Genomic DNA, 13,796 nt, shown 5'->3' with positions numbered 1-13,796 from the left:
CTGATGGAAATGGAAGCCACGCAAGCACCTTAAAATCACCATCATACACTAAATCAGTAAGTTGGCAGCATTACCCACTCAATAATGTCCTTTTCCGTTCCTTTGCCTGATTTCAGGCTATCGATTGAGTCCATCAATCTCCGGGCGTTAGCGGGGGAACGCAGTAGATAAGCCGTCTCTTCCAGCGAATTGTATTCTTCGAGTGACATCAGAACACAAGCCTCTCCATTCTGACGAGTAATGAGGATCGGGGCATGATCTTCAACGGCTTTCATCATTGTTGCCGACAAATTCTGACGCGCTTCGCTGTAGCTAATTGTACGCATGTAAATCTCCTATTTTGTACAGTTCATTGTACAATGATAGGTGTTAATTAACTATTTATTAATTAGTTTGTAGATCAAGACATTGCCAGCGAGACGAAAAATCAGACTTTGCTCTTTTTGGTGCTGTCAAGTTAGAGGACAGTCCTCTTAGCCCCCTCCTTTCCCCGCTCATTCATTAAACAAATCCATCGCCATAAAATATATAAAAAAGCCCTTGCTTTCTAACGTGAAAGTGGTTTAGGTTAAAAGACATCAGTTGAATAAACATTCACAGAGATTTTTATGACACGCGTTCAATTTAAACACCACCATCATCCTGACTAGTCTTTCAGGCGATGTGTGCTGGAAGACATTCAGATCTTCCAGTGGTGCATGAACGCATGAGAAAGCCCCCGGAAGATCACCTTCCGGGGGCTTTTTTATTGCGCGGTTGTTAACGGTTCAGACAGGTTTAAAGAGGAATAAGAAAATGACAGACAACACTCGTTTACGCATAGCTATGCAGAAATCCGGCCGTTTAAGTGATGACTCACGCGAATTACTGGCGCGCTGTGGCATTAAAATCAATCTTCACACCCAGCGCCTGATCGCGATGGCAGAAAACATGCCGATTGATATTCTGCGCGTGCGTGACGATGACATTCCCTGTCTGGTAATGGACGGCGTGGTAGACCTTGGGATTATCGGCGAAAACGTGCTGGAAGAAGAGCTGCTTAACCGCCGCGCCCAGGGTGAAGATCCGCGCTACTTTACCCTGCGTCGTCTGGATTTCGGCGGCTGCCGCCTTTCGCTGGCAACGCCGGTTGATGAAGCCTGGGACGGTCCGCTCTCCTTAAACGGTAAACGTATCGCCACCTCTTATCCTCACCTGCTCAAGCGTTATCTCGACCAGAAAGGTATCTCTTTTAAATCCTGCTTACTGAACGGTTCTGTCGAAGTTGCGCCGCGTGCCGGGCTGGCGGATGCGATTTGCGATCTGGTTTCCACCGGTGCCACGCTGGAAGCTAACGGCCTGCGCGAAGTCGAAGTTATCTACCGCTCGAAAGCCTGCCTGATCCAGCGCGATGGCGAAATGGAAGAATCTAAACAGCAACTGATCGACAAGCTACTGACCCGTATTCAGGGTGTGATCCAGGCGCGCGAATCAAAATACATCATGATGCACGCACCGACCGAACGCCTGGATGAAGTCATCGCCCTGCTGCCAGGTGCCGAACGCCCAACCATTCTGCCGCTGGCGGGTGATCAACAGCGCGTAGCGATGCACATGGTGAGTAGCGAAACCCTGTTCTGGGAAACGATGGAAAAACTGAAAGCACTGGGTGCCAGTTCAATCCTGGTCCTGCCGATTGAGAAGATGATGGAGTGATCGCCATGAGCTTTAACACAATCATTGACTGGAATAGCTGTACTGCGGAGCAACAACGCCAGCTGTTAATGCGCCCGGCGATCTCCGCTTCTGAAAGCATTACCCGCACCGTTAACGATATTCTCGATAACGTGAAAACGCGTGGCGATGAGGCCCTGCGTGAATACAGCGCGAAGTTTGATAAAACCACGGTTACCGCGCTGAAGGTGTCTGCTGATGAGATCGCCGCCGCCAGCGAACGCCTGAGCGACGAGCTAAAACAGGCGATGGCGGTGGCAGTAAAGAGTATTGAAACCTTCCACACTGCGCAAAAACTGCCGCCGGTAGATGTAGAAACGCAGCTAGGCGTGCGTTGCCAGCAGGTCACGCGCCCGGTGGCTTCAGTGGGTTTGTATATTCCGGGCGGCTCCGCCCCGCTCTTCTCAACGGTATTAATGCTGGCAACTCCGGCGCGTATTGCGGGCTGTAAAAAAGTGGTGCTGTGCTCACCGCCGCCGATTGCCGATGAAATTCTTTATGCGGCGCAGCTGTGCGATGTGCAGGACGTGTTTAACGTCGGCGGCGCACAGGCCATTGCCGCGCTGGCGTTTGGTACGGAATCTGTGCCGAAAGTGGACAAAATCTTCGGGCCGGGTAACGCCTTTGTCACCGAAGCAAAACGCCAGGTAAGCCAGCGTCTGGACGGTGCGGCGATCGATATGCCCGCAGGCCCGTCGGAAGTGCTGGTGATTGCTGACAGCGGCGCTACGCCGGATTTTGTGGCTTCTGATTTGCTTTCTCAGGCTGAACACGGCCCTGACTCACAGGTAATTTTACTGACCCCCGATGCTGATATGGCGCGTCGCGTTGCCGAGGCCGTCGAACGCCAACTGGCAGAACTGCCGCGTGCCGAAACCACCCGCCAGGCACTGAACGCCAGCCGCCTGATCGTGACTAAAGATTTAGCGCAGTGCGTGGAGATCTCCAACCAGTACGGCCCGGAGCACCTGATCATTCAGACCCGCAACGCCCGCGAACTGGTCGATGGCATCACCAGCGCCGGTTCGGTATTTCTTGGTGACTGGTCACCGGAATCGGCAGGCGACTACGCCTCCGGCACCAACCACGTGCTGCCGACTTACGGTTACACCGCCACCTGTTCCAGCCTCGGGCTGGCAGATTTCCAGAAACGCATGACCGTACAGGAACTGTCGAAAGAAGGTTTCTCCGCGCTGGCTTCGACCATTGAAACACTGGCCGCCGCCGAGCGCCTGACCGCCCACAAAAATGCCGTTACTTTGCGTGTTAACGTCCTTAAGGAGCAAGCATGAGCACCGTGACTATTACTGATTTAGCGCGTGAAAACGTCCGCAACCTGACACCGTATCAGTCGGCGCGTCGTCTGGGCGGTAACGGCGACGTCTGGCTGAACGCCAACGAATATCCCACAGCCGTGGAGTTTAAGCTTACTCAGCAAACGCTCAACCGCTACCCGGAATGCCAGCCAAAAGCGGTGATTGAAAATTACGCGCAATATGCAGGCGTAAAACCGGAACAGGTGCTGGTCAGCCGTGGCGCGGACGAAGGTATTGAACTGCTGATCCGCGCTTTTTGCGAACCGGGTAAAGACGCCATCCTCTACTGCCCGCCAACGTACGGCATGTACAGCGTCAGCGCTGAAACCATTGGTGTCGAATGCCGCACAGTGCCGACGCTGGAAAACTGGCAACTGGACTTACAGGGCATTTCCGACAAGCTGGACGGCGTAAAAGTGGTCTATGTTTGCAGCCCCAACAACCCCACCGGGCAACTGATCAATCCGCAGGATTTTCGCACCCTGCTGGAGCTAACCCGCGGTAAGGCGATTGTGGTTGCCGATGAAGCTTATATCGAGTTTTGCCCGCAGGCATCGTTAGCTGGCTGGCTGGCGGAATATCCGCACCTGGCGATTTTGCGTACCCTTTCGAAAGCCTTCGCGTTGGCGGGGCTTCGTTGCGGATTTACGCTGGCAAACGAAGAAGTCATCAACCTGCTGATGAAAGTGATCCCCCCCTACCCGCTCTCGACGCCGGTTGCCGACATTGCCGCACAGGCGTTAAGCCCGCAGGGAATCGTCGCCATGAGCGAACGGGTGGCGCAAATTATTACAGAACGCGAATACCTGATTGCCGCACTGAAAGAGATCCCCTGCGTGGAGCAGGTTTTCGACTCTGAAACCAACTACATTCTGGCGCGCTTTAAAGCCTCCAGTGCAGTGTTTAAATCTTTGTGGGATCAGGGCATTATCTTACGTGATCAGAATAAACAACCCTCTTTAAGCGGCTGCCTGCGAATTACCGTCGGAACCCGTGAAGAAAGCCAGCGCGTCATTGACGCCTTACGTGCGGAGCAAGTTTGATGAGTCAGAAGTATCTTTTTATCGATCGCGATGGAACCCTGATTAGCGAACCGCCGAGTGATTTTCAGGTGGACCGTTTTGACAAACTCGCCTTTGAACCGGGCGTGATCCCGGAATTGCTGAAGCTGCAAAAAGCGGGCTACAAGCTGGTGATGATCACTAATCAGGATGGTCTGGGAACACAAAGTTTCCCGCAAGCGGATTTTGATGGCCCGCACAACCTGATGATGCAGATCTTCACCTCGCAAGGCGTGCAGTTTGATGAAGTGCTGATTTGTCCGCACCTGCCCGCCGATGAGTGCGACTGCCGTAAGCCGAAAGTAAAACTGGTGGAGGGTTATCTGGCTGAGCAAGCGATGGATCGTGCCAACAGTTATGTAATTGGCGATCGCGCGACCGACATTCAACTGGCGGAAAACATGGGCATTAATGGTTTACGCTACGACCGCGAAACCCTGAACTGGCCAATGATTGGCGAGCAACTCACTAAACGAGACCGTTACGCCCATGTAGTGCGCAACACCAAAGAGACGCAGATTGACGTCCAGGTGTGGCTGGATCGCGAAGGTGGCAGCAAGATTAACACCGGCGTTGGCTTCTTTGATCACATGCTGGATCAGATCGCCACCCACGGCGGTTTCCGCATGGAAATCAATGTCAAAGGCGACCTCTATATCGACGATCACCACACCGTCGAAGATACCGGCCTGGCGCTGGGCGAAGCGTTAAAAATTGCCCTCGGCGACAAACGCGGTATTTGCCGCTTTGGTTTTGTGCTGCCGATGGACGAATGCCTTGCCCGCTGCGCACTGGATATCTCTGGTCGCCCGCACCTGGAATATAAAGCCGAGTTTACCTACCAGCGTGTGGGCGATCTCAGCACTGAAATGATCGAACACTTCTTCCGTTCGCTCTCTTACACCATGGGCGTGACACTACACCTGAAAACCAAAGGTAAAAACGATCATCACCGTGTAGAAAGCCTGTTCAAAGCCTTTGGTCGTACCCTGCGCCAGGCCATCCGCGTCGAAGGCGACACCCTGCCCTCGTCGAAAGGAGTGCTGTAATGAACGTGGTGATCCTTGATACTGGCTGCGCCAACCTGAACTCTGTGAAGTCTGCCATTGCGCGCCACGGTTATGAACCCAAAGTCAGCCGTGACCCGGACATTGTGTTGCTGGCCGATAAACTGTTTTTACCCGGCGTCGGCACCGCACAAGCAGCGATGGATCAGGTGCGTGAGCGCGAGCTGTTTGATCTCATCAAAGCCTGTACCCAACCGGTGCTGGGCATCTGCTTAGGGATGCAACTCCTGGGACGACGCAGCGAAGAGAGCAATGGCGTCGACTTGCTGGGCATCATCGACGAAGACGTGCCGAAAATGACCGACTTTGGTCTGCCACTGCCACATATGGGCTGGAACCGCGTTTATCCGCAGGCAGGCAACCGCCTGTTTCAGGGGATTGAAGACGGCGCGTACTTTTACTTTGTTCACAGCTACGCAATGCCAGTCAATCCGTGGACCATCGCCCAGTGTAATTACGGCGAACCGTTCACCGCGGCGGTACAAAAAGATAACTTCTACGGCGTGCAGTTCCACCCGGAGCGTTCTGGTGCCGCTGGCGCTAAGTTGCTGAAAAACTTCCTGGAGATGTGATGATTATTCCGGCATTAGATTTAATCGACGGCACCGTGGTGCGTCTCCATCAGGGCGATTACGGCAAACAACGCGATTACGGTAACGACCCGCTGCCGCGCTTACAGGATTACGCTGCGCAAGGTGCCGAAGTGTTGCACCTGGTGGATCTGACCGGGGCAAAAGATCCGGCTAAGCGTCAAATCCCGCTGATTAAAACCCTGGTCGCGGGCGTTAACGTCCCGGTGCAGGTTGGCGGCGGTGTTCGTAGTGAAGAAGACGTGGCGGCGTTACTGGAAGCTGGCGTTGCGCGCGTGGTGGTCGGTTCCACCGCAGTGAAATCACCGGACGTAGTGAAAGGCTGGTTTGAACGTTTCGGTGCCGATGCGCTGGTGCTGGCACTGGATGTCCGTATTGACGAGCAAGGCAACAAGCAAGTGGCAGTCAGCGGCTGGCAAGAGAACTCGGGCGTTTCACTGGAACAACTGGTGGAAACCTATCTGCCCGTCGGCCTGAAACATGTGTTGTGTACCGATATCTCGCGCGACGGCACGCTGGCGGGATCTAACGTCTCTTTATATGAAGAAGTGTGTGCCAGATATCCGCAAGTGGCGTTTCAGTCCTCCGGCGGCATTGGCGACATTAACGATGTTGCTGCCCTACGTGGCACTGGCGTGCGCGGCGTAATAGTTGGTCGTGCATTACTGGAAGGTAAATTCACCGTGAAGGAGGCCATCGCATGCTGGCAAAACGCATAATCCCGTGTCTCGACGTTCGTGATGGTCAGGTGGTGAAAGGCGTACAGTTTCGCAACCATGAAATCATTGGCGATATCGTGCCACTGGCAAAACGCTACGCCGAAGAAGGTGCAGATGAACTGGTGTTCTACGATATCACCGCTTCCAGCGATGGCCGTGTGGTAGATAAAAGCTGGGTATCTCGCGTGGCGGAAGTGATCGACATTCCGTTTTGTGTGGCGGGTGGGATTAAGTCTCTGGAAGATGCCGCGAAAATTCTTTCCTTTGGCGCGGATAAAATTTCCATCAACTCCCCTGCGCTGGCAGACCCAACATTAATTACTCGCCTGGCCGATCGCTTTGGCGTGCAGTGTATTGTGGTTGGTATTGATACCTGGTACGACGCCGAAACCGGTAAATATCATGTAAATCAATATACCGGCGATGAAAGCCGCACCCGCGTCACTCAATGGGAAACGCTCGACTGGGTAGAGGAGGTGCAAAAACGCGGCGCCGGAGAAATCGTCCTCAACATGATGAATCAGGACGGCGTGTGTAACGGTTACGACCTCAAGCAGCTGAAAAAAGTGCGTGAAGTTTGCCACGTCCCGCTGATTGCCTCCGGTGGCGCGGGCACCATGGAACACTTCCTGGAAGCCTTCCGCGATGCCGACGTTGACGGTGCGCTGGCAGCTTCCGTATTCCACAAACAAATAATCAATATTGGCGAATTAAAAGCGTACCTGGCAACACAGGGCGTGGAGATCAGGATATGTTAACAGAACAACAACGTCGCGAACTGGACTGGGAAAAAACCGACGGTCTGATGCCGGTGATTGTGCAACACGCGGTATCTGGCGAAGTGTTAATGCTGGGCTACATGAACCCGGAAGCCTTAGACAAAACCATCGAAAGCGGTAAAGTCACCTTCTTCTCGCGCACTAAACAGCGACTGTGGATCAAAGGCGAAACCTCGGGCAATTTTCTCAATGTGGTAAGTATTGCCCCGGACTGCGACAACGACACATTACTGGTGCTGGCGAATCCCATCGGGCCAACCTGCCACAAAGGCACCAGTAGCTGCTTCGGCAACACCGCTCACCAGTGGCTGTTCCTGTATCAACTGGAACAACTGCTCGCCGAACGTAAATATGCCGACCCGGAAACCTCCTACACCGCCAAACTGTATGCCAGCGGCACTAAACGCATTGCGCAGAAAGTGGGCGAAGAAGGCGTGGAAACCGCACTGGCAGCAACGGTACATGATCGCTTTGAGCTGACCAACGAGGCATCTGACTTGATGTATCACCTGCTGGTGCTGTTGCAGGATCAGGATCTGGATTTAACGACAGTAATTGAGAACCTGCATAAACGGCATCAGTGAGTTACGGGCTGAGCAGGTGTGATGTTGTTGTCACACCCGGAGCCATTGCCCGATGCGCAAACTTATCGTGCCTACACATTATCTCAACACACGTAGGCCGGATAAGATGCGCCAGCATCGCATCCGGCAAAAAAAACGGGCATGGTGTCACCACCCTGCCCGTTTCTCTTAAATGCACAATAATATTACTTCGCGTTGTAATTACGCAGAGCGTTACGCCCCAACACAATCCCCGCGCCAACCATGCCGCCCAGAAGCACTGCCAGAATCAAGGTGATTGCCTTTTTCGGACTATCGCGACGAATAGGTAACGTCGGTTTCATCACATAGCGGTAAGCATGAATATCAAGATCATCAAACTTTAATTTTTCAATATCCAACAGGTTTTGACGTGTCTGATAGTAGTTTGGTGAGAACACCAACGGACGAGTCGCTTCATGCTTAATCATCGACTCCAGCGCTTCGCTCCCTAGAAGGAACAACGTATCTTGCGTCACATCTTCAGTCTGCTGAACCTGTGGCTTTGTCACCTGCGCCTGATTCGCATACTGCAACGCTTCCTGAATCTGACGGATACGCAGATCTTTCTGCTCCTGCGCGACCACTTCCTGGGTTCTTAAAGAGTCCTGCAAGTTTTTCCGTCCCAGAGCAATGTTGTCCTTGAGATCCTTTTCTAGCTCTTGATTCACTTTATCATCAACTTGCTGAATGTATTGGGCCAACTTCATTTGTGCGCCCTCTGCAGTTTGCCCAACATAAGAAACAGTCAATGGTAATTGCTGGTTCTTAACAGAAGGTTCGATGGTAAGTTTTTCTGGCTCTTCCTGATTATCCAGCGTTTCTGCTAATGCAGAGAAGGCAGAACTGAAGCGACCAATTAACGTCTCCTGCAAATCCGATACTTTCGGTGCAGCCTGACCATAGATAACATTCATGGCATTGTTATAGCCAGCAATTTGCCCCACGTCGGGCTGAGTGATAATTGCTGTTGACGTCCATTTCTCCTTCGCTACTGCCAAATAACCAATAGCCAGGGCAATAGCCACAATGACGGAAATGATAATTGTCATCTTGCCACGCCACAACTGCACTAGTAAATCAATCAAATCAATCTGTTCCGGGTCATGGTTTTGCCCAGAAACATTATTATTTTCTACTCTCATCATTACCCTAACTGACGGAAATTTCCAAGTCCGCATAGTTTAGCGATAATCCCCGTGAATGCTATAGGATAAGTGATAAAAATAATGAATTATTGCGGAGGTAACAAAAGACAATCAGGGCGTAAATAGCCCTGATAACAAGATGTTAGTCGCTGCCAAAGAGATCGCGGGTGTAGACCTTATCTGCCACATCCTTAAGCTCTTCTGCCATACGGTTGGAGATAATGACGTCGGCTTGTTGTTTGAAGGTGGCGAGATCACGTTCCAGGCGAGAGTTGAAGAATGAGTCTTCTTTCATCACCGGCTCGTAGATGATCACTTCAACGCCTTTCGCCTTGATACGCTTCATAATCCCCTGAATAGAAGACGCACGGAAGTTATCTGACCCGCTCTTCATAATCAGACGATAAATACCCACCACTTGCGGTTTGCATCGACAATTGCCGAGATCAGGTTATTCGGCACAGACTGGTAGTTCGCCAGTAACTGCTTGGTATCTTTCGGCAGACAATAACCACCATAACCAAACGACGGATTGTTGTAATGGTTGCCAATACGCGGATCGAGACAAACGCCTTCGATAATCTGGCGAGTATTCAGACCTAAACTTTCTGCATAACTATCCAGTTCATTAAAGTATGCTACGCGCATCGCCAGATAGGTATTAGCGAAAAGTTTAATCGCTTCTGCTTCAGTGGAGTCGGTAAACAGGGTCGGGATATTTTGCTTAATCGCGCCTTCCTGTAACAACGCAGCAAAACGTTCTGCGCGTTCTGAACGCTCACCGATGACAATACGTGACGGATGGAGATTATCGTAAAGGGCTTTACCTTCGCGGAGGAATTCCGGAGAGAAAATAATATTTTCAGTACGATATTTCTTATGCATCGCTGCGGTAAAACCAACGGGAACCGTTGATTTGATGACCATAACCGCATAAGGATTTATCTCAACTACGTCTTTAATTACTGATTCTACACTGGATGTATTGAAATAATTAGTTTTAGGATCATAGTCGGTTGGAGTGGCGATGATGACATAATCAGCATCCCGGTAGGCTTCATTTTTATCTAATGTGGCATTAAAGTGTATTTTATCTGATTGCAAAAACTGCTGAATTTCCTTATCAACAATAGGAGATATCCGATCATTCAGCATAGCAACGCGTGACGGTAAAATATCTAATGCCACAACCTCATGATTTTGTGCGATTAGAAGCCCGTTTGACAAGCCTACATAGCCAGTACCGGAAATGGTGATTTTCATTTCATGCTCTCAGAATTAACTTAACTGTGAATCATGATGTTTTTAGCATCGTGATAAGATGCTAAAAGTTTTAACGCTACGTTGTCAGATGGTCAACGCAACGAAAAACAATTCAGATTTTCTTTATAAGAATAGCTGATGTTTATTAAGTTAATATTAAGCAGTGAAATTTAGTCTATAAGATATTTGGCAAAAAAAAGCCCGGTGCAATATACGCCGGGCCTCAATTTTATTGTTGGTTAAATCAGATTAATCCAGCCATTCAGTATGGAACACACCTTCTTTATCAATGCGCTTATAAGTATGCGCCCCGAAATAGTCACGCTGTGCCTGGATCAGGTTCGCAGGCAGAACCGCGGCACGGTAGCTATCGTAATAGGCAACCGCAGCGGCGAAGGTCGGAACCGGGATACCGTTCTGTACTGCATAAGCGACGACATCGCGCAGCGCCTGCTGGTAGTCATCGGCAATTTGCTTGAAGTACGGGGCCAGCAGCAGGTTAGCGATCTGCGGATTTTCGGCATAAGCATCGGTGATTTTCTGCAGGAACTGCGCACGGATGATGCAGCCAGCACGGAAAATCTTCGCGATTTCGCCGTAGTTCAGATCCCAATTGTATTCTTCAGACGCAGCACGCAGCTGAGAGAAGCCCTGAGCGTAAGAAACGATTTTGCCCAGATACAGCGCACTGCGAACTTTTTCGATGAACTCAGCCTTGTCGCCTGCTGACTGAGCTTGCGGACCAGAGAGAACTTTAGATGCGGCAACGCGCTGATCTTTCAGAGAAGAGATATAACGTGCAAACACAGACTCGGTAATCAGCGACAGCGGTTCGCCGAGATCCAGCGCGCTCTGGCTGGTCCATTTACCGGTGCCTTTGTTTGCTGCTTCATCCAGAATCACATCAACCAGGTAGTTACCGTCTTCATCTTTTTTGGTGAAGATATCTTTAGTGATGTCGATCAGGTAGCTGCTAAGTTCACCGTTATTCCACTCGGTGAAAGTCTGGGCCAGTTCTTCATTAGATAGATTCAGGCCACCTTTGAGCAGAGAATACGCTTCAGCAATGAGCTGCATATCTCCGTATTCAATACCATTGTGAACCATCTTCACATAATGGCCTGCGCCGTCGGCACCAATATAAGTAACGCATGGCTCGCCGTCTTCTGCCACGGCAGCGATTTTAGTCAGGATAGGCGCAACCAGCTCATAAGCCTCTTTCTGCCCGCCAGGCATAATAGAAGGACCTTTCAGCGCGCCCTCTTCACCGCCGGAAACACCGGTACCGATGAAGTTAAAGCCCTCTGCTGAAAGCTCACGATTACGACGAATGGTGTCCTGGAAGAAGGTATTACCACCATCAATGATGATGTCACCTTTATCGAGATATGGTTTCAGGGAATCAATCGCAGCATCCGTGCCTGCACCTGCTTTCACCATTAACAGGATGCGACGAGGCGTTTCCAGAGATTCAACAAACTCTTTCACCGTATAGTAAGGAGCCAGTTTCTTGCCTGGATTTTCAGCAATCACTTCTTCCGTCTTTTCGCGGGAGCGGTTGAAAATAGAGACGGTATAACCACGACTTTCGATGTTGAGCGCAAGGTTGCGCCCCATCACTGCCATACCGACTACGCCGATCTGTTGCTTTGACATTGTTTACTCCTGTCTTCTATATTATTAACCGTCTATTAACCGTTATATTATTAACCGTCGTGATTTTCATCTTCTAATCAAGGAATACATATGGTTACAGCATGCTTCTTACTTTATAGCGATAAGTATGCCATTGGGTGTATCCATAAGAACTTTGAATTTTGGATACTTTTCTGGATTAAAATTAGCATAGCTTCGTTTAGATATAACAATAAACGAACTATTAAAAGATTTCATCTTCTCTATTAAATCATCCTGTGGGATTACCTCACACTCGGGATTACTAATAGTCCAATCACTATATCTTGCTAATCCAAAGACGTCACCAATTGCCATCCCTTTATAGAAGTAAATACCATCCTCCAAGCCTAATTGGATAAGATTATCTCCATATAACTCACTATATTCACTTGCTTTCTTCATCAGTTCATAGCTATAGCGACTTTCTAAGCGTGAATTAAAATTCAAGTATTCAGAATAAAAATATTTGAATTCAAAATACAACGATCGCCCCGAAAAAAAATAATACACACAAGGATAAAATATCGTCCCAACTTGTAATTTGTAATGTTGATATCTTTTATTAAACTTGCAATTGAGATCGCAACCTGCAATACTGACAATGGGTAAATGGGTGATAAATACCTGTCACCTTGCGTAACAGAAAACCAAAATAAGACATATGTTAAAACAATCGAGAAAAATACCCAAAGTATTTTATTATTCCTAAGTGTAAAGACAGACAGTATAGCATAAAAAACAACATCACTGCCAACTTTATTAATTGCTTGTTGCAAATCTAATGTGGCAGGACTTATACCATGTCGAGCTTGTTCTGCTGTTTGAACTTGTAGATCAATTTCATTCCATAGGTAGTGACCAAATATATTTCCTCCAGCAGGACTAAAAGGATCACCAGAGATCCAAAAACTACGGACATACCAATAAATGCCACCAAGAATTGTTGCCAAGCTAAAAATAAGAAATGTCTGTATGTTTCTCTTTTTCGCTATCAATATAACAAATATGATGGCTCCATATATGGCACCAAATAGTTTTACGCCACAAGCAATTCCAATAAAAAAACCACATAAAAAAATTAATTCATTTTGTGTTTTATTGTTTTCTGAGCGAATATATATAAGAATACTGGCTGCAGCAAAACAAAGATAGCGTTAAATCAATATATGCATAACCAAGATGATCTTTAAGTGGATTGATAGTAAATAGTAGGATTGTAGCAATAATGCCTGGATAATAAGTTTTCGTAATTTCCCATGAACAGCCAACAAGTCCACAGGCTATTACAAAAAAACAGATATTTGCTAAAAACTGAGCTAACCTTACATCTCCTAACTGTAAACCTAAAGCCATTAAAAGATCTGCATTTTGCGGGAACAGAGGAAAACGCAAATATTGTTCAACAACAATTGCATGGTGCTCAACTAATGAACGAGCCAAAGGTAAGTGATACATAGTATCATCCCAATCACCGGGAGCTCGCAGGGACGATAACAATGTAACCACAAAAATCAAAACAAGAAATAAAATAACAAACAGCGTACTGAACTCAATATTATTTATTGCCAGCCATCTAAATTGCTGACGTTTAATAATGCTTAAAACCCAACACACCGTAAAAATTAAAAAGATAGCAATCTTATTAAATTGCCCGACCATGCCCAGAAAGTAAATTATCAAAATATTTAAAGACATCCCTATGCATAGGCAATAAAAAATAAAGAAAATTTGTTAAGTCCTGCCACCCCCTCCTTAAAAAAAGATGACAATACAATATTACCAATGACAAAAAATGTCATTCCAAAAGCAAAACAATACACAACATACAAATACAACGGCAATTCAATCATAGTAAAATACT

14 protein-coding genes, 1 pseudogene and 1 other annotated feature are annotated in these 13,796 nt (G+C 48.6%); of the genes and pseudogenes, 8 read left to right on the top strand and 7 right to left on the bottom strand.

Annotated elements, in window-relative coordinates:
- Positions 1-53: 53 nt before the first annotated feature.
- The gene (gene yefM / locus ABZJ92_RS09180) at positions 54-326 is read right to left on the bottom strand and encodes a YoeB-YefM toxin-antitoxin system antitoxin YefM (RefSeq protein ID WP_001259256.1); all 273 of its coding nucleotides are present in this window, start codon (positions 324-326) and stop codon (positions 54-56) included.
- Positions 327-625: 299 nt separating this feature from the next.
- Positions 626-749 (top strand) — a sequence feature (His leader region).
- Positions 750-795: 46 nt separating this feature from the next.
- Between yefM and hisG the strand changes: the two genes are divergently transcribed.
- Genes hisG through hisIE form a run of 8 tightly spaced genes read left to right on the top strand, consistent with a single transcriptional unit; the run spans position 796 to position 7,829 of the window.
- A complete protein-coding gene (hisG, locus tag ABZJ92_RS09175) occupies positions 796-1,695 on the top strand; it encodes an ATP phosphoribosyltransferase (RefSeq protein WP_000131772.1) in 900 nt (299 codons plus the stop codon).
- 5 nt (positions 1,696-1,700) lie between these two features.
- The gene (gene hisD / locus ABZJ92_RS09170) at positions 1,701-3,005 is read left to right on the top strand and encodes a histidinol dehydrogenase (RefSeq protein ID WP_000009597.1); all 1,305 of its coding nucleotides are present in this window, start codon (positions 1,701-1,703) and stop codon (positions 3,003-3,005) included.
- A complete protein-coding gene (gene hisC, locus ABZJ92_RS09165; RefSeq protein WP_000108918.1) occupies positions 3,002-4,072 on the top strand; it encodes a histidinol-phosphate transaminase in 1,071 nt (356 codons plus the stop codon). Before hisD ends, hisC begins: the two co-directional genes overlap by 4 nt.
- Positions 4,072-5,139: a bifunctional histidinol-phosphatase/imidazoleglycerol-phosphate dehydratase HisB gene (gene hisB, locus ABZJ92_RS09160; RefSeq protein ID WP_000080068.1), complete on the top strand. Its 1,068-nt coding sequence runs from the start codon at positions 4,072-4,074 to the stop codon at positions 5,137-5,139. The genes hisC and hisB overlap by 1 nt, the downstream gene beginning before the upstream one ends.
- Entirely contained in the window at positions 5,139-5,729 is a 591-nt protein-coding gene (gene hisH, locus ABZJ92_RS09155; RefSeq protein ID WP_001103547.1) for an imidazole glycerol phosphate synthase subunit HisH, read from the top strand. The genes hisB and hisH overlap by 1 nt, the downstream gene beginning before the upstream one ends.
- Positions 5,729-6,466 (top strand): 1-(5-phosphoribosyl)-5-[(5-phosphoribosylamino)methylideneamino]imidazole-4-carboxamide isomerase, encoded by a 738-nt coding sequence (hisA, locus tag ABZJ92_RS09150; protein ID WP_000586440.1) that lies wholly within the window; start codon positions 5,729-5,731, stop codon positions 6,464-6,466. Before hisH ends, hisA begins: the two co-directional genes overlap by 1 nt.
- The gene (hisF, locus tag ABZJ92_RS09145; RefSeq protein ID WP_000880171.1) at positions 6,448-7,224 is read left to right on the top strand and encodes an imidazole glycerol phosphate synthase subunit HisF; all 777 of its coding nucleotides are present in this window, start codon (positions 6,448-6,450) and stop codon (positions 7,222-7,224) included. Before hisA ends, hisF begins: the two co-directional genes overlap by 19 nt.
- Positions 7,218-7,829, top strand: coding sequence for a bifunctional phosphoribosyl-AMP cyclohydrolase/phosphoribosyl-ATP diphosphatase HisIE (gene hisIE / locus ABZJ92_RS09140; protein ID WP_000954863.1), 612 nt, complete (start codon positions 7,218-7,220; stop codon positions 7,827-7,829). Before hisF ends, hisIE begins: the two co-directional genes overlap by 7 nt.
- Positions 7,830-8,014: 185 nt before the next feature.
- On the opposite strand, the gene wzzB is transcribed toward hisIE, so the two are convergent.
- The 6 genes and pseudogenes from wzzB to ABZJ92_RS09110 all read right to left on the bottom strand — a co-directional run bounded on the left by wzzB (position 8,015) and on the right by ABZJ92_RS09110 (position 13,630).
- Positions 8,015-8,992 carry an LPS O-antigen chain length determinant protein WzzB gene (gene wzzB, locus ABZJ92_RS09135; RefSeq protein WP_005049214.1) on the bottom strand — a complete coding sequence of 326 codons (978 nt, stop codon included), beginning with the start codon at positions 8,990-8,992 and terminating at the stop codon, positions 8,015-8,017.
- 145 nt (positions 8,993-9,137) lie between these two features.
- A pseudogene (ugd, locus tag ABZJ92_RS09130) lies at positions 9,138-10,258 on the bottom strand (UDP-glucose 6-dehydrogenase).
- A gap of 249 nt (positions 10,259-10,507) precedes the next feature.
- Positions 10,508-11,914 (bottom strand): NADP-dependent phosphogluconate dehydrogenase, encoded by a 1,407-nt coding sequence (gndA, locus tag ABZJ92_RS09125; protein ID WP_000043429.1) that lies wholly within the window; start codon positions 11,912-11,914, stop codon positions 10,508-10,510.
- Positions 11,915-12,022: 108 nt separating this feature from the next.
- The gene (locus tag ABZJ92_RS09120; protein WP_000710193.1) at positions 12,023-12,337 is read right to left on the bottom strand and encodes a hypothetical protein; all 315 of its coding nucleotides are present in this window, start codon (positions 12,335-12,337) and stop codon (positions 12,023-12,025) included.
- Between the two features lie 41 nt (positions 12,338-12,378).
- Positions 12,379-12,885 (bottom strand): hypothetical protein, encoded by a 507-nt coding sequence (locus ABZJ92_RS09115; protein WP_167389524.1) that lies wholly within the window; start codon positions 12,883-12,885, stop codon positions 12,379-12,381.
- A 145-nt stretch (positions 12,886-13,030) separates the two neighbouring features.
- Positions 13,031-13,630 carry a hypothetical protein gene (locus ABZJ92_RS09110; RefSeq protein ID WP_000055830.1) on the bottom strand — a complete coding sequence of 200 codons (600 nt, stop codon included), beginning with the start codon at positions 13,628-13,630 and terminating at the stop codon, positions 13,031-13,033.
- Positions 13,631-13,796: the final 166 nt, after the last annotated feature.

Origin of the sequence: Shigella sp. FJ200513, assembly GCF_040495915.1 — a bacterium.
GTDB lineage: Bacteria > Pseudomonadota > Gammaproteobacteria > Enterobacterales > Enterobacteriaceae > ECMA0423.
The sequence above is the reverse complement of the archived record's forward strand: the minus strand, read 5'-3'. Positions and strand labels throughout refer to the sequence as shown.